This window comes from Actinophytocola algeriensis, assembly GCF_014203735.1.
In the GTDB taxonomy this organism is placed as follows: domain Bacteria; phylum Actinomycetota; class Actinomycetes; order Mycobacteriales; family Pseudonocardiaceae; genus Actinophytocola; species Actinophytocola algeriensis.
Genome location: NZ_JACHJQ010000006.1, coordinates 305,846 through 324,773 on the forward strand (window position 1 = coordinate 305,846; position 18,928 = coordinate 324,773).

18 protein-coding genes are annotated in these 18,928 nt (G+C 71.2%); 7 read left to right on the plus strand and 11 right to left on the minus strand.

The genetic code is table 11. The features are described 5' to 3' along the window. Positions 1 to 9 precede the first annotated feature (9 nt). The 3 genes from FHR82_RS28380 to FHR82_RS28390 all read left to right on the plus strand — a co-directional run bounded on the left by FHR82_RS28380 (position 10) and on the right by FHR82_RS28390 (position 3,604). Positions 10 to 1,317 carry an MFS transporter gene (locus tag FHR82_RS28380; RefSeq protein ID WP_184813622.1) on the plus strand — a complete coding sequence of 436 codons (1,308 nt, stop codon included), beginning with the start codon at positions 10 to 12 and terminating at the stop codon, positions 1,315 to 1,317. 97 nt (positions 1,318 to 1,414) lie between these two features. Then, positions 1,415 to 1,588, plus strand: a complete 174-nt coding sequence (locus tag FHR82_RS28385; RefSeq protein ID WP_184813623.1) for a hypothetical protein — start codon at positions 1,415 to 1,417, stop codon at positions 1,586 to 1,588. A gap of 462 nt (positions 1,589 to 2,050) precedes the next feature. After that, positions 2,051 to 3,604 (plus strand): MFS transporter, encoded by a 1,554-nt coding sequence (locus FHR82_RS28390; RefSeq protein ID WP_184813624.1) that lies wholly within the window; start codon positions 2,051 to 2,053, stop codon positions 3,602 to 3,604. Positions 3,605 to 3,630: 26 nt separating this feature from the next. Here the strand turns inward: FHR82_RS28390 and FHR82_RS47665 are convergent, their stop codons facing one another. Further along, entirely contained in the window at positions 3,631 to 4,587 is a 957-nt protein-coding gene (locus tag FHR82_RS47665) for a helix-turn-helix transcriptional regulator (RefSeq protein WP_184813625.1), read from the minus strand. A 163-nt stretch (positions 4,588 to 4,750) separates the two neighbouring features. Here FHR82_RS47665 and FHR82_RS28400 point away from each other — a divergent pair, with 163 nt between their 5' ends. From FHR82_RS28400 to FHR82_RS47670, 4 genes are all read left to right on the plus strand, one after another. After that, complete coding sequence (locus FHR82_RS28400; RefSeq protein WP_184813626.1) at positions 4,751 to 5,368, plus strand: C39 family peptidase; 618 nt, start codon at positions 4,751 to 4,753, stop codon at positions 5,366 to 5,368. A 172-nt stretch (positions 5,369 to 5,540) separates the two neighbouring features. Beyond that, a complete protein-coding gene (locus FHR82_RS28405) occupies positions 5,541 to 7,421 on the plus strand; it encodes a Na+/H+ antiporter (RefSeq protein WP_184813627.1) in 1,881 nt (626 codons plus the stop codon). 9 nt (positions 7,422 to 7,430) lie between these two features. Then, positions 7,431 to 7,823 (plus strand): DUF5709 domain-containing protein, encoded by a 393-nt coding sequence (locus FHR82_RS28410; RefSeq protein WP_184813628.1) that lies wholly within the window; start codon positions 7,431 to 7,433, stop codon positions 7,821 to 7,823. Then, positions 7,820 to 10,636, plus strand: a complete 2,817-nt coding sequence (locus FHR82_RS47670; RefSeq protein WP_184813629.1) for a tetratricopeptide repeat protein — start codon at positions 7,820 to 7,822, stop codon at positions 10,634 to 10,636. Before FHR82_RS28410 ends, FHR82_RS47670 begins: the two co-directional genes overlap by 4 nt. Positions 10,637 to 10,932: 296 nt before the next feature. Here the strand turns inward: FHR82_RS47670 and FHR82_RS28420 are convergent, their stop codons facing one another. The 10 genes from FHR82_RS28420 to FHR82_RS28465 all read right to left on the minus strand — a co-directional run bounded on the left by FHR82_RS28420 (position 10,933) and on the right by FHR82_RS28465 (position 18,853). Next, positions 10,933 to 11,409: an SRPBCC family protein gene (locus tag FHR82_RS28420; protein WP_184813630.1), complete on the minus strand. Its 477-nt coding sequence runs from the start codon at positions 11,407 to 11,409 to the stop codon at positions 10,933 to 10,935. A gap of 9 nt (positions 11,410 to 11,418) precedes the next feature. Next, positions 11,419 to 12,033: a hypothetical protein gene (locus FHR82_RS28425; protein WP_184813631.1), complete on the minus strand. Its 615-nt coding sequence runs from the start codon at positions 12,031 to 12,033 to the stop codon at positions 11,419 to 11,421. 63 nt (positions 12,034 to 12,096) lie between these two features. Continuing rightward, positions 12,097 to 12,375, minus strand: coding sequence for a YciI family protein (locus FHR82_RS28430; RefSeq protein WP_184813632.1), 279 nt, complete (start codon positions 12,373 to 12,375; stop codon positions 12,097 to 12,099). A gap of 2 nt (positions 12,376 to 12,377) precedes the next feature. Continuing rightward, on the minus strand, positions 12,378 to 13,280 hold the full coding sequence (locus FHR82_RS28435; protein WP_221464404.1) for an amidohydrolase family protein: 903 nt from the start codon (positions 13,278 to 13,280) through the stop codon (positions 12,378 to 12,380). Then, a complete protein-coding gene (locus tag FHR82_RS28440) occupies positions 13,256 to 14,371 on the minus strand; it encodes a vWA domain-containing protein (RefSeq protein ID WP_184813633.1) in 1,116 nt (371 codons plus the stop codon). Before FHR82_RS28440 ends, FHR82_RS28435 begins: the two co-directional genes overlap by 25 nt. Further along, positions 14,368 to 15,198, minus strand: a complete 831-nt coding sequence (locus FHR82_RS28445) for an AAA family ATPase (protein WP_184813634.1) — start codon at positions 15,196 to 15,198, stop codon at positions 14,368 to 14,370. The genes FHR82_RS28440 and FHR82_RS28445 overlap by 4 nt, the downstream gene beginning before the upstream one ends. Further along, positions 15,191 to 16,213 (minus strand): xanthine dehydrogenase family protein molybdopterin-binding subunit, encoded by a 1,023-nt coding sequence (locus FHR82_RS28450; protein WP_184813635.1) that lies wholly within the window; start codon positions 16,211 to 16,213, stop codon positions 15,191 to 15,193. The genes FHR82_RS28445 and FHR82_RS28450 overlap by 8 nt, the downstream gene beginning before the upstream one ends. Next, positions 16,210 to 17,592: a xanthine dehydrogenase family protein molybdopterin-binding subunit gene (locus FHR82_RS28455; protein WP_184813636.1), complete on the minus strand. Its 1,383-nt coding sequence runs from the start codon at positions 17,590 to 17,592 to the stop codon at positions 16,210 to 16,212. Before FHR82_RS28455 ends, FHR82_RS28450 begins: the two co-directional genes overlap by 4 nt. Then, positions 17,589 to 18,065, minus strand: a complete 477-nt coding sequence (locus tag FHR82_RS28460; protein ID WP_184813637.1) for a (2Fe-2S)-binding protein — start codon at positions 18,063 to 18,065, stop codon at positions 17,589 to 17,591. The genes FHR82_RS28455 and FHR82_RS28460 overlap by 4 nt, the downstream gene beginning before the upstream one ends. Continuing rightward, positions 18,065 to 18,853 carry an FAD binding domain-containing protein gene (locus tag FHR82_RS28465; RefSeq protein WP_184813638.1) on the minus strand — a complete coding sequence of 263 codons (789 nt, stop codon included), beginning with the start codon at positions 18,851 to 18,853 and terminating at the stop codon, positions 18,065 to 18,067. The genes FHR82_RS28460 and FHR82_RS28465 overlap by 1 nt, the downstream gene beginning before the upstream one ends. Between the last annotated feature and the right edge of the window lie 75 nt (positions 18,854 to 18,928).

Below are 18,928 nucleotides of genomic sequence, written 5' to 3' on the forward strand. Positions count from 1 at the left end.
GAGTCGTTCATGACCGAAGTGCAGGAAACCACTCCCTGGTACCGATCCCTTGATCGGACCAAGTGGCGGGCGCTGATCGCCGCCAACCTGGGCTGGCTGTTCGACGGGTTCGAGACGTACGCGCTGATCCTCACCGCCGGGTTCGCGCTCAGGCAGCTGCACCCCGACGGCAACCCGGCGTTCTACATCGGACTCACGATCGCCATGACCCTGCTCGGGTGGGGTGCGGGCGGGATCATCGGCGGCATTGTGGCCGACTACATAGGACGCAGGAAGGTCCTGCTGCTGTCGATCACGCTGTACTCGATCTTCACCGGCCTGTCGGCGTTCGCGTGGAACTGGGAGTCGTTCCTGATCCTGCGCCTGCTGACCGGCGTCACGCTCGGGTCGGAGTGGGGCACCGGCACGTCGCTGGTAGCGGAGATGTGGCCAGCGCACGCACGCGCGAAGGCCGCCGGGCTCATGCAGTGCGGCCTCGGCCTCGGGTTCTTCGTCGCGTCGGCGGCGTGGCACTTCATCGCCCCGCTGGGCGCGGACTCGTGGCGGTACATGTTCCTGCTCGGCGTGCTGCCCGCGTTCTTCGCGCTGTGGCTGCGGCGCGGGGTGCCGGAGTCGGACAAGTGGACGAAGGTGGCGTCGCGGCGGGCGGCACTGCAGGCGCGGTCCTCGCTGACCGAGGAAGAACGCACGTACACGAAGTTCACGCTGCGCCAGATCCTGGCCGATCCCGCGCTGCGCCGCCTGACCATCCTCGGCTCGATCATGTCGACGGTGACGACCCTGGCGTGGTGGGGCATCTCGACGTGGGTACCCGCGTACGTCGGCAGCATCGCCGCTTCGGAAGGCCGTTCACCGGAGAGCTACGCGTCGACCGCCGGGATGATCTACAACGTCGGCGCCATCGCCGGCTACATCTCGCTGGGCTTCGCGGCGGACAGGTTCGGCCGCAAGGGCACGGTGTTCACCTACTTCGCCGCGTCGCTGATCATGACGCCGGTGCTGTTCCTGTGGACGTCGGACCTCACGCTGGTGCTGCTGCTGTGCGCGGTCAACGGGTTCTTCACGCTCGGCCAGTACACGTGGATGCCGGTGTGGCTGCCGGAGTTCTACCCCACCCACCTGCGCGCGACCGGTGCCGCGTTCGTGTTCAACGCGGCCAGGTTCATCGCCTTCCTCGGCCCACTGCTGGCGGGCACCATCATCGCCGCGTTCGGCGGCTACGGCACGGCGGCGACGGTCCTCGGCCTGATCTACATCGTCGGCATGGTCGTGGTCCCGTTCTGCCCGGAAACCCGCGGCCGCGCGCTGCCGGAATAGACGTAGTCAGCGAATTTCGAGTGATTCACCGGCATATCTCGTGCGATGCTGCCTACCCTCCGAACACTTCGGTTGCCGCACGAACGAGGAGACGACGGTGCGCAGAAACCAGTTCCGGGCAGCATGCCCCGGCATCGGATGGGAAAGAGAACAACGCAAACCAGCCGCCACCATCGGCGGCCGCTCGACCCGCTGGCGCGTGCCCCAGCCGGACCGCCAGACACCCGAGACCCCGGACGAGGACACGATCATCATCCGCGGCAGAGACTGACCGACCACAGTACGGACAGTTACGCCCCCCAGGACGTTGGCCTTGTCGTGAGGGTGCCGATAGGCGCACGACCCCGATCGGCCCCCTCACGACAGAGCCAACCCCACCCCGCGCAAACGGGCACAAGCCCAAAACCCAAGGCTGCCTGCCAAACCAGCCCCGTTGCCAACCCTCGGCCATCCCGGAGACCTGCCCTCCGGCGAGGAGGCCCGTCCGGCAAGGACACACCACATCGTGCAAAACGTCCAGCGAGGACACGGCACGCCGTGCAGAACGTCCGGCGAGGACACCCCCGCCAAGCAGAACCTCCGGTGACGACAACCGCGTACAGCGGAGGCCCAGTCCCGCGGGACGACCAGCCAGAAGATCAATCAAAAAAAAATCCGGATCGGATGTCGAGATCCGTACCGGCGCTCCGACGTGTAGGTGAACCACCACCACGAACACATCGGAGCAAGGATCATGAACGAGACCACCGCACTGGCCGGGCGCCGGGAGTGGACCGGACTGGCGGTGCTCGCACTGCCGACGCTGCTGCTGTCGCTGGACATGAGCGTGTTGCACCTCGCGGTGCCGCACCTCGCCGCTGACCTGCGGCCGAGCAGCACCGAGCTCCTCTGGATCATCGACATCTACGGCTTCATGATCGCCGGGTTCCTGGTCACCATGGGCACGCTCGGTGACCGGATCGGGCGCCGGAAGCTGCTCATGTACGGCGGCGCCGCGTTCGGGGTGGCGTCCATCCTGGCCGCGTTCGCCTCCAGTCCGGAGATGCTGATCGCGGCGCGGGCCGCCCTCGGGGTCGCCGGGGCGACGCTGATGCCGTCGACGCTGGCGCTGATCAGCAACATGTTCCCCAACGCCAAGCAGCGTGGGCTGGCGATCGCCGTGTGGATGAGCTGCTTCATGGGTGGCATGGTCGTCGGCCCGCTGGTCGGTGGGCTTCTGCTCGAGGCTTTCTGGTGGGGCGCGGTGTTCCTGCTGGCCGTCCCGGTCATGGTGCTGCTGCTCGCCACCGCGCCGAAGCTGCTGCCGGAGTACCGCGACGAGCAGGCCGGCCGGCTGGACCTGGTCAGCGTCGTGCTGTCGCTCGGGACCGTGCTGCCCGTCGTGTTCGCACTGAAGGAGTTCGCGAAGGACGGCGTGTCCGTGGCGACCGCGCTGGTGCTGCTGTGCGGGCTCGCGGTGGGCGTGCTGTTCGTGCGGCGGCAGCGGACGCTGACCGACCCGATGCTGGACCTGAGCCTGTTCCGCAACCGGAAGTTCACCGCGGCGCTGAGCATCATGTCGATCGGCGCGCTGATCATGGGCGGCGTGTTCCTGCTGGTCAGCCAGTACCTGCAGTTGGTGGCCGGGCTGTCGGCCGTGGAGGCCGGGGCCGTGCTGGTGCCGCAGGCGCTGGCGGTGGTCGCCGGGTCGCTGATCGCGCCGCGGCTGGCCAGTCGGATCCGGGCCGAGTTCGTGCTCGGCTTCGGGATGATCCTCGCCGCCGGTGGGTTCGTGCTGTTCACCCAGGCCGGGTCCGACAGCGTGGTGCTGATCGTGCTCGGCATGTCGATCGCGGCGTTCGGGATGGGGCCGCAGGGCGTGCTGTGCACCGAGATGGTCATCAGCTCGGTGCCCGCCAGGAAGGCGGGCGCGGCGTCGGCGATGTCGGAGACCACCGGCGAGTTCGGGATCGCGATGGGCATCGCGCTGTTCGGCAGCCTCGGCACCGCCGTGTACCGCGACGACCTGACCCTGCCCTCGGGTCTGCCGGGCGGCGCCGCCGCCGAGGCGGGCGAGAGCCTGGCCGGTGCCACCAACGTGGCCCCCGGGCTGGACCAGCAGGTGGCCGCGAGCCTGCTCACCTCGGCGCGGGAGGCCTTCACCGGCGGCCTGCACACCGTCGCCGCGATCGGCGCGGTCGTCGTGGTGGCGTTCGCGGTGATCGGGATGGTGGCCCTGCGCAAGTCCCAGCCTGCGGAGCAGGCCGCCGAGCAGGGCGAGGAGCGGGAGCCCGCGGTGGTGTCGTGACCCCCGGACAGCGAACCGCGGCGGCCTCAGAGCCAGCCGCGGTTCGCTGCCTGTACGCCTGCCTGGAACCGGGTCGTGGCGCCGAGGCGGTCGAGCAACGCCGTGATGCGGCGGACGACCGTCCTGCGGGACAGCCGCAGGCGGCGGGCGATGGCCTCGTCGGTGAGGCCCGCCGCCATCAGCGTGATGATCGTGCGGTCGCGATCGGACAGCCGCACGGACGGCTCGGCCGCGGTGACCGGCACCCCGAGTGTCCACAGTGTCTCGAACAGCCCGCAGAAGGCGTTCAGCAGACCGGAAGCGTGCACGACGAGCGCACCGGCGAGCGCCGACCGCCCCGGTTCCGGTACCAGCAGCGCGATGTGGTCGTCGCCGATGACGAGCTTCACCGGCAGGTCGGCGAGCACGCGGGCGTCCTCACCGGCGTCGATCATCCTCGTCATGCTCGCGAACAGGTCCGCGTCGTCGTAGACCGCCTGGTGGTACAGCGTCCGGTAGGCGACGCCCGCACCCATCCGCCTGGCCTGCAACGACTCCTGCGCGGCGAACCGCTCCGGCGAGCTGCGGTAGGGCGGGCGGTCGAGCCAGCGGATCCGTTCCCGCGCCCGGTCCTGCACCCGCTCGGTGAGCGCGAACAGCTCGGTCAGGTCGGCGACCGGCTCCACGTCGGTCGCGCTGCCGATGTCCCGGCGTGCCGCGTGGTACAGCTCGTCCAGCTCGGCACCCGCCCGCCACAGCGCGGTCCTGCGCGCCTCCTCCGCGCGCAGCACGTCCGACATCACCCGCACCGGCGGCCGCGCCACCCACCCCTCACCGGTCCGGACGGCCGCGCCGAGGTCGGCCAGCTCCGCCAGCACCCGTGCCGCGTCCTCGGTGGACAGCCCGGTCGCCGCGGCCACTCTGTCCACGTCGGACGGACGGTTGCCTGCGAGCGCGCGGTACACGCGGCCCTGGTCGCGGCCTGGGTCTAGCACGTCGTACACGGGGACCTCCGGCGTGGCTCAGTTGCGCTATGTCGCAGGTGAGCCAGGGGACAGGTCTGGCAATGATCGCATCACAGCTGTCACGATCGGTGAGCAACGGAAATCCCAGACAGTTGGTTGATCCTTCACAGATCGGCTGACCCTGCCTGTCGAAGGAGATCCCATGCGCAGGATCGCGCTCACGCTCGCGGCCGTGACGACCGCCGCCACCACCCTGTTCACGGCGCCGCTCGCGGCCGCCACCGCACCGCCACCGGCCGACGTCCACGTCGCGGGCGAGCACGTGCTGCAGGTCGACTACCAGGTCCAGGAGACCGGCTACTGGTGCGGCCCGGCCGCGACCAGAATCGCGCTGTCGGCCCGCGGCGTGTACCGCAGCCAGGCCGATCTCGCCGCCGAGCTGGGCACGCACACCGGCGGCACCGACCACATCGGCCAGGTCACCCGCGTACTGGGCGGCTACGTCGGCTGGTATGAGACGAAGGAGATGCCCAACGACCCGCCCACGCAGGCGCAACGCGACCTGCTGTGGCGCGACATCGTGCTGGACATCGACAACGGCTACGCCATCGTCGCCAACATCGTCGCCCCGCCAGGCAACCAGCCGCCCGGCTACCCGCCCGGCCAGACGATCTACCACTACTTCACGGTCATCGGCTACAACGACGCCAACATGACGGTCCTGATCGCCGACCCCGCGTCGTTCGGCGGCAACCAGATCTACTGGCTCACGTTCAACCAGCTCGCGACGCTGATCCCGCCGAAGGGCTACAGCGCCTGACCCGGATCCGACCCCCGGTGCCCATGAAGGGGTCCTTCGCGACGCTGACGTCACGAAGGACCCCTTCATCACACCGGACGCGAGGAAGGACCCCTTCATCACGCCGGGCGTGCCGCGGGGGTCCATCCCGGGCACGAGGCGCCCCCGCGGTGCGAGCGGGGATGATGGTCGGGTGCACATCGCGGCAGAGATAGTGGCGCTCGTCGTGGCGGTACTCGCCGTCACGGCCGTCGCGCGCAGGCTGAACTGGTCGGCACCCCTGTGCCTGATCGGGGTCGGCGTCGCCGCCTCCTACCTACCCGGCATTCCCGAGTACGAGCTGTCCCCCGAGCTCGTGCTGGTCGGACTGCTGCCACCGCTGCTGTACTCGGCGGCCATCCAGACCTCGCTGCTGGACTACCGCAAGCTGCGCGGCCCGATCGCGCTGCTGTCGGTGGGGCTCGTCGTGTTCACGGCGTTCGGCGTCGGCCTGGTCGCGTGGGCCGTGGTGCCCGGGCTGCCGCTGGCGGCGGGCATCGCACTCGGCGCGGTCGTCGCGCCGCCCGACGCGGTGGCGGCCAGCGCGGTCGCGCGGCGCGTCGGGATGCCGCGCAAGCTGGTCCGCCTGCTCGAGGGCGAAAGCCTGTTCAACGACGCTGCCGCGCTGGTCGCGCTGCGCACAGCCATCGCGGCGATCGCCGGATCGGTGTCGTTGTGGCAGGTCAGCCTGGACTTCGTGCTCGCCGCGGTCGGTGGCGGGGTCGCGGGCCTGCTGGTCGGGATCGCCGCCGCGTACGTCCGCAACCGCCTCGAGGACCTCACGACCGACACCGCGCTGTCGTTCGCGGTGCCGTTCGTCGCCTACCTGCTGGCCGAGGTGGTGCACGGGTCGGGCGTGCTCGCGGTGGTGGTGGCCGGGATCATCATGGGCCACAAGTCGCCGACCGTCCTGTCCGGGCAGGCGCGCCTCGCGAGCAGGCACAACTGGCAGACCATCCAGTTCCTGCTGGAGAACGCGGTCTTCCTGCTGATCGGGCTGCAGCTGCGGCAGATCGCCGAGGAGGTCGCCGACAGCTCCCTGTCCGGCACCGCCATCGCGGGCATCTGCGCGGCCGTGCTCGGCGCGACGGTCCTCACCCGCATGCTGTGGTTGCTCGGCATCGGCACGGCGAAGCGGGTCGTCCGGCGGTTCACCGGCAAGAAGCGCGGGCACGTGTGGCCGTGGGGGTACTCGGCGGTGATCGCGTGGGCGGGCATGCGGGGTGTCGTGACGCTCGCCGCCGCGTTCATCCTGCCCGCCGACACCCCGGAGCGGGCCGTGCTGGTGCTGGCCGCGTTCGTGGTGGTGGCGGGCACGCTCATCGTCCAGGGCATGACGCTGCCCCTGCTCGTCCGCAAGTTGCGACTGCCGCCGCCCGACCCGGCGGAGGACGCGCTGCAGGAGGCCGCCGTCGTCAACGACATGGGCAAGCTCGCGCTGGAGCGGCTCGAGGAGCTCCAGCGGCCGGAGGACCCGCCGGAGGTCATCGACCGGCTGCGGGCCAGGCTGCGCGACCGCACCGACTCGGCGTGGGAGCAGCTCGGCAGGCAGAGCACGCTGGCCGAGACCCCCAGCGACGCGTACCGCAGGCTGCGCACCGAGCTGCTCAAGACCGAACGTGAGCAGGCGCTGAAGGCCCGCGACAGCGGTCAGGCGGACGACGTGGTGCTGCGCAGGATCCTGGAGCGCCTGGACATCGAGGAGTCGATGCTCGACCGCGACGACGACCAGCCGGTCGACACGGACCGCGAGCTGAGCACCCCCGCGTCGACGGCCCAGTCGTGCAAGCACCTCGACCACCCGTGGCAGGAGGTGTCGCCGTCCGCCACCGACGCGTGCACCGCCTGCGTCGAGGAGGGCACGACCTGGGTGCATCTGCGGATGTGCGTGAAATGCGGCAATGTGGCGTGCTGCGACTCGTCGCCACGCAGGCACGCGGCCCGGCATTTTCACGACACCCGGCACCCGGTGATGCGCAGCTTCGAGCCGGGAGAGAATTGGCGGTGGTGCTACGTGGACAGCCAGTTGGGCTGAGGAGGAGCTATGAGAGACGACATCGACAGCGATTCCGACCTGCTCCCGTCGGCGGACACGCTCGTCGACCGTGGCGTGGAGGACGTGCTGGACGAGGGGTACTCCCCCGCTGAGCGGCCGTCGGACTTCTCCACCGAGCACGAGGCGCTCGATGCCCGGTTGTCCCGGGAGCTGCCCGAGGGCGGTCCCGAGGACGGCGACGGGCTCGGGGACGCCTCCGACACCGACGGCGAGTTGTACGACGACGAGGTCGGGGTGGCGCGGTCCGGCAGGCTGGTGGCCGAGGACGAAGGTGCTTCCGCCGACGCCGACGCGCACCTCTACGCGCGGGACGTCGGCATCGACGGCGCGGCGGCGTCGTCCGAGGAGGCGGCGGTGCACGTGGTGCCGGACGAGGAGTGACCGCGGAGCGCGGCGGCGAAGACCAGGTACCCGTGCGCAACGAGGTCTCCGGCTGGGCGCACAACGTCGTCCAGGCACGGCACATCGACAAGGTGTACCTGTCGTCGCCCGGTTCGCCGGTGGCCGACGGGCAGGTCGTCGTGGGGCCGGTACCGCGGGAACCGCAGCACTTCCAGCGCAGGGAGCAGGTCGGCGAGCTGGCCCGGCTCGCCGGGGCCGGCGCGCCTGCCGTGGTGTGCGCGGTCACCGGGCAGCGGGGCGTCGGCAAGACCCAGCTCGTCGGAGCCTATGCGCGGCAACGGATCCGCGACGGGTGGCTGACCGCCTGGATACCCGGCGAGACCGCAGACGCGGTCGCGGCGGGACTCGGCGAACTGGCCGACGCGCTCGGCCTCCGCCGGGAGGGTGAGGACGACGCCACCGTGCTCGTCCGGGTGCGGAACCTGCTCCAGACCCGGCGCGACCCCGCGTTGCTGGTGTTCGACAACGTGACCGACCCCGAGCACGTGACGCCGTACCTGCCGGCCACCGGCAGCACGCAGATCGTGCTGACCAGCGCGAGCCACGCGGTCGAACGGCTCGGCACGCGCGTACCGGTGGACCTGTTCAGCCCGGACACCGCGACGCGGTTCCTGTCCGGGTCCACCGGCATCCAGGACGAAGCGGGCGCGCGGGAGCTCGCGGCCAAGCTCGGCCACCTGCCACTCGCGCTCGCCCAGGCCGCCGCGCGGATCGCCCGGCCACCGCGGGCCGGCGACTACGGCACGTACCTGCGCCTGCTCGAGGACGTGTCGCTCGAGCAGGCGTTGACGGCTCGCTCCGGCGACCCGTACCCGCTCGGTGCCGCCGAGGCCGTCCTCCTGGCGGTCGAGCCCTTCCTGGCCCAGGAGACGGCCGCTGAGCTCGCCGTGCTGGACCTGCTCGGCGTGCTGTCGCCGGACGGCGTCTCCCGCGCCCTGCTCGACGTCGACGACGACCTGCTGAACAGGCTGTTCGAGGCGTCGCTGATCGAGTTCGCCGGCGGCCCCGGTGACGCGGTGGTGGTGATGCACCGGCTCACCCAGCGCGTGTTGCGCGAGCGCGCGAACCACGACCTCCCCTCGGTGGTCGCCCGCGCGGCCCACCTGCTGAACGAGGCCACGTTCGCGTCACAGGAAGCCTGGCAACGCAGGGACCAGGGCGACGAACTCGTCCGCCACATCGACGCGCTCTGGGAACACCGTTCGCCACCCGTCATCCAGGAGGTGCTCGTCCTGCGCCGGTGGGCGGTGCGGCAGCTGGACCACGCGATGGCCGCGGACCGCGCGGTGCGCCTCGCCGAGGAGGTCCACGCCGACCACCGCCGCCTCTGCGACGACGACGATCCCGGCCGGCTCGGCGCACTCCTCGCTCTCGCCACCACCTGCCAGCGCACCGGGCGGCTCGACGACGCGATCCAGCTCCACGAGCAGGGCCTCGCCGCCACGCGGCGGTTCCTCGGCGACGAGGATCCCAACGTTCTCATCGCGGCCGGGAACCTCTCCAGCGCCTACCGTGAAGCCGGCCGGCTGGACGAGGCGATCACGCTCCTCGAACGGACCCTCCCCGCGGCGCGGCGGATGCTCGGCGACGACCACGAGACCACGCAGAACACGACCGGCCAACTCGCGGCCGCCTACCAACGAGCGGGCCGGGTGGCCGACGCGATCCGGCTTTTCCAGCAGGTGTTCACCTCCGCGCGGCGGATGCTCGGCGACGACGACCTCTTCACGCTCGACGCGGCGGACAGCCTCGCCTGCGCCCACCACGCCGCACACGAGCCGGACACGGCGATCGAACACCTCGAGCCGGTTCTCGCCGCGGGCAGGCGGCGGCACGGCGACAACCACCCCTTCACGCTCCGCGCCGCCAGCAACCTCGCCGGCATGTACGGGGCGGCCGGGCGGCTGGACGAGGCGATCCCCCTCTACGAGCGGATCCTCGGCGACCAGCGGCGGCTGTTCGGCGACCACGACCTCGATGCCTTCTTCACGGCCAACAGCCTGGTGGACACCTACCGCACGGCCGGACGCCTGGAGGAGGCGACCCGACTGGCCGAGCAGAACCTCGCCGACCGGCGGCAGGTGCTGGGTGACAACCACCCCGACACGCTCGACTCGGCCGCCATGCTCGCGCACGTCCACCTCGAGGCCGGTCGGCACGACGAGGCGATCCGGCTCTACGAACAGACCCTCGCCACCCGGCGACGGGTAATGGGCGACGACCATCCCGACACCATCAGCGCGGCGGCAAGCCTCGGACTGGCCTACCACGACGCGGGCCGAGCGGACGACGCGATGACGCAGTACGAGCGGACCCTGGCGGACAGCAGGCGCGTACACGGTGAGGACCACGAGGTCACCCGCGCACTGACCGCCGCACTCGCGGACTGGTACCGCTCAGCGGGGCGGCCTGACCAGGAGGTCCCGCTCCGTGCGCAGATCTTCGTCACCGCACGGCGACTACGGGGCGACACGCATCCCGACACCGTCGGCGCCGCGGGCAACCTCGCCGTCGCCTACCTCGAGGGGGGCCGTCCGGACCTGGCCATCCCGTACCTCGAACGCGCCTTCTCCGAGTCCGAGAAAACCCACGGCGGCGCCGACGCCAGGACACTCACGCTCGGCCACAACCTCGCCTGCGCCTACCGCGACGCGGGGCGGCAGGACGAGGCGACCGTCCTCTTCAGACGGACCGGCATCATCGCCATGCGAACCCTGGGCAAGGACAACCCCCTCACCCAGGCCGCACGGAACCACCTCCGCCCACCGACCGACGGTGACAGCAAAACCTAGTGCTGCGTCAACGCCCCGAAGGACCCCTTCGTAACACCCGACGCGACGAAGGACCCCTTCGTTGCGCTCACCGCAATGAAGGACCCCTTCATGCCATCGGGCCACGCCCCGAAAAGCGCCGTTCACGGCACCACCGGTCGCGCAAAGCCGCACAGCCGCGAAGGCGCGAAGCGTGGGGGCGTCAGCCCCACACCACGGACCCGTCTGCCTGCCATCCCGGAGACCTGCCCCTCCGGCGAGGAGCCGCCGGAGGCAAAGCCCCGGCGAGGACAAAGCACCCCGTGCAGAAAGAACGACTAAACGTCGTCGACACCCCTGTCGAGATACGCGGCGAGGTTCGCCAGCGAAGAGGCCAGCCCGGCGGCGTGGTCCTCGGCCGAGATGCCGTCGGGCACGTCGTCGGCCCGGATCGCCACGCGTGTGCCGGTGCCGACGGCGGTGACCTCCCAGGTCATGGTCATCGTGCCGGCGTAGGCGGGGTCGTCGGAGACGAAGTCGACCGCCTGCACCACACGCACGCCGGGCACGAGGTCGACGAACCGCGCCTCGACGACGTCCGAGCCGGGGGTGGCCTTGCCCGGTGCGCCCGACGCGTCCGCGTAGGTCAGGACCAGCCGGTACGAGCCGCCCGGGCGCGCGTCGAACCGGTCGAACTCGCCGGTCATCCCCTCGGGGGGCAGCCACGCGGTGAGCGCGTCCGGATCGACGAGGGCGGCGTACACGCGTTCCGGTGGGGCGGCCATCACCCGAGATCCCGTGTCAGTCCGTGGCATGGCGCCATGTTAGAAGGCAGGCACGGTCGGGGACGCCGCACAGCACGGGAGTCGTCCGGCTACGCAGTTCTCCGAGTGCTCCTCCGGCGACGGCTCCAGCAGCGGCCCCGCCTCGGCGAGAGCCGCACTCGCCGCACGGAGGCTTTCCATCACCAGGTCCCGCTGGGCGCACAACCGGGCCACCTCCTCCCGGGCCTGTGCCACCAGCCGGTCGGCCTCCTCCCGGGCCTCCTCGACCAGCCGGGCCGCCGACGCCTCGGCTGCCGCGCGCTCGTCGGCCAGCTCCCGCATCGTCTCCGTGCGGCGGGCGTTCATGGCCAGTTCGAAGTCCGTCTGGATCTGTTCGCGTTGCCGCGCGGCCTGTTCGTCCAGTTCGCGCCTGCGGGCTTCCGCTTCGGTCACCAGGTGGCCGAGGTCGTCGATCTCGCCGCGGGCGGCTTCCAGTCGTTCCGCCAGTGCGTCCGCGCGCCGGGTGGCCGCGTCGCGGTCCACTTCCAGGAGCCGCAGTTCGGTTTCCACGCGTTCGACGTACTCCGCCACCTGGCCACGATCACAGCCACGCCACACCACGTCGAAGCCGGTGTGCAGTGGCACCAGTTCGTCGTCGGTGTCCAGTGCGCCCACCGTCCTCTCGTAGCCGGGTCACCCCTAACTACGAGCACGCGCGCCACCCGGTTCGCGCGCGGGTCAGACTCCGCCCACCGTCACCTTCCACGGGCGCAGGTAGCGGTCCTTCGTGACGTCGAGCTGGGTGTACGGGTCGGCCGCGACCAGCGCCTCCGCCGCCGCCTGGTCGGCCGCGTTCAGCAGGATCGCGCCGCCCGTGCCGTCCTCGTACGGGCCGGCGGCCACCAGCGTGCCGTCCGCGTGCAGCTGCTTGAGGTGCGCCACGTGGTCGTCACGGCGCTGGGCACGCAGGTCGGTCTCGTCGTAGCCGTAGGTCAGCAGGAACAGAGCCACTTCCATCCTCATTCCGGTAGTGCGTAGATTCGCCGGGCGGTGCCGGCGAAGATCGCGGCCTGGTCGGCCGCGGGCAGGTGGGCCAGCGCGTCTCGCCACGCGAGAACCAGCGGTGGCATCGACGTCCACAGCTTCTCGACCGGGAAGTTCGTGCCGAACATGGCGCGGTCCGGGCCGAACCAGCCCACCGTCTCCGCCGCCACGAACGCGATGAAGTCGCGGTCCAGCGACCGGGTGAACGTGCCCTGGCCGGTCAGCTTCACGACCACGTTCGGGTACTGCGCGAGCCGCGCCATGCCGTCGCGCCACTCCCGCACGGTCGCCTCCGCGCGGTCGGTCAGCATGCCGGCGTGCACCAGCACGAACGTGACGTCCGGGATCGCGGCGACCAGGTCTGCGGCGGCGGCCATCTGACCGGGGAACACCTGCAGCTCGAACACCCAGCCCAGTTCCTCGAGCGACGCGATGTTGCGGCGCAGGACGGGGTCCTTCATGCGGTCCGGCGCCGACGCGAACCGGAACTCCTCCCGCTCGTGCCAGTGCAGCTGCAGCCGGGTGCCGCGCACGACCGGCAGCGCCGCCTGCTCCTTCATCACGTCGACGGCGTCGGGGCTGAACAGGTCCGCGCTGCCGACGACGGCGGTCGGCCAGCCGGTCGCCTCGTTCAGCGACGCGAGCCACCGGACCTCGGCGAGCACCTGGTCGAGCGGCCAGTTGGCCTGCACGTACACCGACTGCGTGATGCCGCCCGAGGTCGCGTCGGCGATGTACTCGTCGATCAGGTAGTCGCGTTTGATCGGCTCGTACGGGCCGAAGATCCGCGGCACCATCGGGCCGGACAGCCACGGCATGTCCCTCGTGCGCCAGACGTGGTGGTGCGAGTCGACTATGTCCATCGCTCCGCTGTCCATGCGTTCTCTCCCTTGAGAAGCTGCTGATAGGCGGATGTGAGGTCGTCGACGCCCGCGAGGACGTCGAGGTGCGGCAGGACGGCGGCCATGCCACGGGTGACCGGCCGATAGGAACGGTCGCGGGCGAGCGGCGACCACCAGACGAGCCGGTGGCCGAGCAGCGCGAGCCGCCGGACCGCGCGGACGAACGGCTCGCAGTCACCGCGTTCCAGCCCGTCGGACAGCACGAGCACCAGCGCGCCACGTGCCGCCCGCAGGTGGCGCGGGTTGGCGAGGAAGGCCTGCAGCGACGGGCCGATCCGGGTGCCGCCGTCGGCGTCGCGTACCACGCCGGCGAGCGCGGCACCGGCGTCCCTGGCCCGCAGGGCGGGGGTGACGTGCGTGAGCCGGGTGCCGAACGTGAACACCTCGGCTCGGTCGCACGTGGTCACGACCGCGTGCGCGAACCGCAGGTATGCGGCGCTGTGCTGCTTCATCGACCCCGACACGTCGATCAGCACCAGCACCGGCCGCTGCCGCCTCGGATGCCTGCGCCAGTGCAGCCGCGCGACCTCGCCGCCGGTCCGCCACGCGTCGCGGTGCACGCGCCGCACGTCGAGTCGGTCGCCGCGGCGCGCGGATCTCCGGCGGCGGGACCGGATCGTCGGGACCGCCCTCGGCAGCACCCTCGCCACCCTGGCGACGTCGTCGCCCGCGATCCGCGCCGCTCTGTCCACACTGGACCATCCGGCCGTGGTGCCGTCGCCTTCCCTGGTGGCCTGGCCGGGTGGCGTGCTCTCGTCCGTGCCGCCGTCCCGGTCCTCCTCGCCCGGCTCCTCGGCCTCGGGGACGAGCAGCGGCCCCGTGCCGAACCAGCGCGCGAACACCGGGTCGAAGACGTCGGTGTCGGCAGGCGACGACGTGAGGGTGGCGTGCGCGATCCAGTACAGGTGGCCTGGATCGCGCGGCGGCACGGACGCCAACGCCCGCAGGAAGTCCCGCTGCTTGGGCACGGGCACGGCCAGCCCCTGCTCGCGCAGCTCCCTCAGGAAGCCACGCACGTACTCGCGAGCGGTGTTCGGTGTCGATGGTTCACTCGCACGCTCGTTCACGGTGCGATCAGCTCGTCGAGGTGCTCGTGGACGACCGCGACGTCCTCTTCGTCCTTGACCAGCAGCCCGAGCGCCCTGCGCAGCGCCACGGGCCACGGGTTCCCGTCGGACAGGAGGGTCACGGCACCGCGCGCCCACTCGACGGACTCCGCGATGCCGGGCCGTTTGAGCAGGTCGAGGCGCCGGACCCCGGACACCGCACGTACCAGCGACGCGGCGGCGTCCTCCGCGATGGCCGGGACGTGCGCGCACACGATCGCCTGCTCGCGTTCCGGTTCCGGGAACGGGATCCAGTGGTAGAGGCAGCGCCGTTTGAGCGCGTCGTGCAGCTCGCGGGTGCGGTTCGACGTGAGCACCACGACCGGTGGCACGACCGCTTCGACCGCGCCCAGCTCCGGGATCGTGATGCGGAAGTCGGCCAGGAACTCCAGCAGGAACGCCTCGAACTCGCTGTCCGCGCGGTCGACCTCGTCCACGAGCAGCACGGACGCCGTCCGCAGCGACCGCAGCAGCGGCCGCGCCAGCAGGAACTCCTCCGCGTACACGTCATCCACCACCCCGCCGCGCAACGCGAGCAGCTGCCGGGGGTAGTTCCACTCGTACAGCGCCTGGCCCGCGTCGAGGCCCTCGTAGCACTGGAGCCGCACCAGTTCGCGGTCCAGGACGCGGGCGAGCACGGCCGCGATCTCGGTCTTCCCCACGCCGGGCTCGCCTTCGAGCAGCAGCGGCCGCCCGAGGGTCAGTGCCAGGTAGACGGCCGTCAGCAGGCCGTCGTCGGCGAAGTACCGCTCCTCCCGCAGCCGCGCCGCGAGTGTCGCCTCATCCATGGGCGCTGAGATCCTGGCCACGCAAGGAGTCCAGTGCGCGCAGGACGCGTTCCGGGGTGAACGGCATGTGGTCCAGGCGCACGCCGCACGCGTCGAAGATCGCGTTGGCGATGGCCGGGATGGGCGCGTTGGCGGTCATCTCACCGATGCCCTTCGCACCGTACGGGCCGGTCGGCGCCGGCCGTTCCAGCAGGACACTGACCTGCTCCGGGATGTCACCGGCCGCGGGCATGAGGTACTCGCTGAAGTCGGCGGGCCCGTGGTCGCGGACGGGGTAGTACGGCTCGGTGGCCTCGAACAACGCGTGCGACATGCCCATCCACGCGCCGCCCTCGACCTGCTGCGTCGCCATCGCCGGGTGCAGCGCGCGGCCGATCTCGTAGACGCTGTACATCCGCAGCACCTCGACGACACCGGTCTCGTCGTCCACCTCGACCTCGGCGACCGTGCACGCGTGCGCCTGGCAGGAGTCCGGGTCCATCTCGCCGGTCTCCGGCACGACCTCGCTCTTCTCCTTCATGAACACGCCGCGCCCGGAGATCGTGCGGCCGTGCGTGAAGTGGGCCGCCAGCGCGAGGTCGGTGATGTGGATGCGCTTGGCCTCGGCACCCCTGACCTGGATGTAGCCGGTGCCGTCGGTCTCCAGGTCGGCCGCGTCGACCTCCAGCTCCTCGGCCGCCACGTCCAGCATGATCGCGCGGGCCTCGGTCGCGGCCATGATCACCGCGTTGCCGACGCGGTGCGTGCCACGGCTCGCGAACGTGCCCATGCAGTGCGGGCCGGTGTCGGTGTCGGCGGTGTCGACGAGGATGTTCGTGAACGGCAGACCGAGGGTCTCCGCCGCGCACTGGGCGACGACGGTCTTCAGGCCCTGCCCGAGGTCCACAGAGGACAGTGAGACCACGAACGTGCCGGTGGTCGTGGCGTGGATCAGCGCCTGTGACGGGTCGCCGCCGAGGTTCATGCCCGTCGGGTAGTTGACCGCCGCGTACCCGCGGCCACGGAGCCTGGTCACCGCGCCTCCAGGGACGACATGCGGCGATACTCGTCGGGCAGCTCGTGGCCGACCAGCTCGGCCGCCTTCTGCATCACCTCGATGAGCGCGGTGCCCTCGGCACGCTTGCGGTGCGCCTTCATGTCACCGTCGCGGTAGGCGTTCTTCAGCCTCAGCCGCAAGGGGTCCATGCCCAGCTCGCGGGCGATCCGGTCCATCTGGGACTCCAGCGCGAAGTCGCCGATGGTGACGCCGAACCCGCGCATCGCGCTCGACGGGGTGCGGTTGGTGTACACGCAGTGGCAGTCGATCCGCACGTTCGGGATCGTGTACGGGCCGGGGAAGTGCGCGGCCGCCTTCGTTGTGCCGTAAGGGGTGTGGCGCGAGTAGGCACCCGCGTCGATGTACGCGGTCACCTGGCGCGCGACGATCCGGCCGTCGGCCAGCACACCGTCCTTGATGTAGATCCGTTCGGCGGCACGGGGTGAGGACACCTGCATCTCCTCGTGGCGGCCGTAGACGAACTTCACCGGCCGTCCGGTCACCATCGCGGCCACGCACGCGACCGGTTCGACCACGACGTCGACCTTGCCGCCGAACCCGCCGCCGACGGTGCCGCCCACGATCCGCAGCTTGTTGAAGTCCGACTCGAGGATCAGCGCGGTGTTGTCGAGCGTGAAGAAGCACGCCTGTGTGTCGGAGTGGATGCGCAGGCGGCCGTCCGGCTGTGGCACGACCGTGCAGCCGGTGGTCTCGACCGGGGCCTGCTCGATCGGTGAGGACTGGTAGCGCCACTCGAAGACGTGGTCGGCCTCGGCGAACCCGGCGTCCACGTCGCCGAGGCGCACGCGGCGGCAGTGGTGTCCTTCGTAGGTGAAGTAGTTCTTGCCGTGGTACTCGTTGACGATCGGGGCGCCATCCGCGAGGGCCTCCTCCACGTCGAACACCGGCGGCAGGTCCACGTAGTCGACCCGCACGGCGGCGGCGCCCGCGAGCGCGGCGGCCTCGGTCTCCGCGACGACCGCGACGATCGGCTCACCGAGGTAGCGCACCTTGTCCACGGCCAGGATCGGCTCGTCGTCTGGCTCGACGTTGATCAGCTTCAGCGGCGTGTACAGGTTGTTCGGGATGTCGGCGCCGGTGAGGACCCGCACCACGCCCGGCACCGCGAGCGCGGCGGACGAGTCGACACCCGCGAGCCGGGCGTGGTGACGGGTCGACCTGTGCATCTTGAGGTGCAGCAGGCCGCTGGGGCGGACGTCCTCGAAGAACTCGGTGCGTCCGGTGACGTGGCCGAGGGCGTCCGAGCGGGTGACGACGGAGCCGATGACGGTGAAGTCGTCGCCTTCGTGGTCCGGGGCGAAGTACTGGGTGTCGATGGGGCTGAGGCGGTAGCTCATGCGCTCCTCCGTCGGCTCGCCGCGTCGAGGATCGCGTTCACGATCGGTTCGTAACCCGTGCAGCGGCACACGTTGCCGCTGATCGCCTCGACCACCTCGGCACGGGTCGGGTCGGGGTTCTCGGCGAGCAGCGCCTCGGCGGTCATGATCATGCCGGGGGTGCAGAATCCGCACTGCGTCGCGAAGTCCTCGAGGAACGCGGCCTGCACCTCGTCGAGGTCACCGGTCGGCGCGACGCCTTCGAGGGTGGCCACCGCGGCGCCGTCGACGGTCTCGACCGGCACGAGGCAGGACGGGACGGGTTTCCCGTCGACCAGCACGTTGCACGAGCCGCAGGCGCCCTGCGCACAGCCGCGCTTCGCCGCGGTGAGGCCGAGTGTGTCGCGCAGCGCGCCGAGCAGCGTGGTGCCGGGGCGCGCGAGGAACTCCTCCTCGCGGTCGTTGACGCGGAGGGTGACGATCTTCGAGGCCATCAGTCTTCCCCCAGCAGTGCGCGGCGGACGTGGACGGGCAGGACGCGGGCGCGGTACCAGGCGGAGGCGTAGGCGTCGTCGAACGGCGCGGTGCCCTCGTGGGCGGCCGCCGCGGCGGCTTCGGCGGCGGCCAGGTCCAGCGGGCGGCCGATGAGTGCCTGCTCGGCCGCGTTGGCGCGGACCGGCGTGGAGGCGACCCCGCCGAGTGCGATCGTCGCCTGTTCGACAACTCCGCCGGTGACGACCAGCGCGGCGGCGACGGTCACGATCGACGCCGAGTTGTGCTTGCGCCGCATCGCCTTCCGGTACCGCCAGACCTTCGGCAGACCGAAGTGGACGGTGGTGACCACCTCGTTGTGTGCCACGGCCTCCCCGACGTCGATGGTGCGGGCCCCGCCGGTGCTGAGCACGTCGACGCGGGCGCCGAGCGCGAGCAGTGCCACGGCGAGGTCCCCGTGCGGCTGCGTGGCGAAGAGGTTGCCGCCGACGGTGGCGAGGTTGCGCACGGGCGGCGAGGCGATGGACCGCACCACGGGCCGCAGGAAGGCGAGTTCCTCGTGCTCCCCGAGCCGGGCGAGCGTGACCGCGGCACCGACCTCGGCCAGGCCGTCGGCCACCCGGACTCCGTCGAGCCCGGCGGCACGCAGCGAGATCAGCGTGTCGACCGGCACGGCGCCGGTGTTGACGCGCGGCATGACGAGCGTGCCGCCACCGAGGAGCCAGCCCCCACCCTCGAGCAGCCCCGCCGCCTCGGCCGCCGAGGCCGGCAGATGAATGTTGGCCAGCACAAACCCTCCCCATCGCGCTGATTATCGATAATTGATAATCTGAGTGAGACGGTACGGTTGCCGCGTGAGGACCGT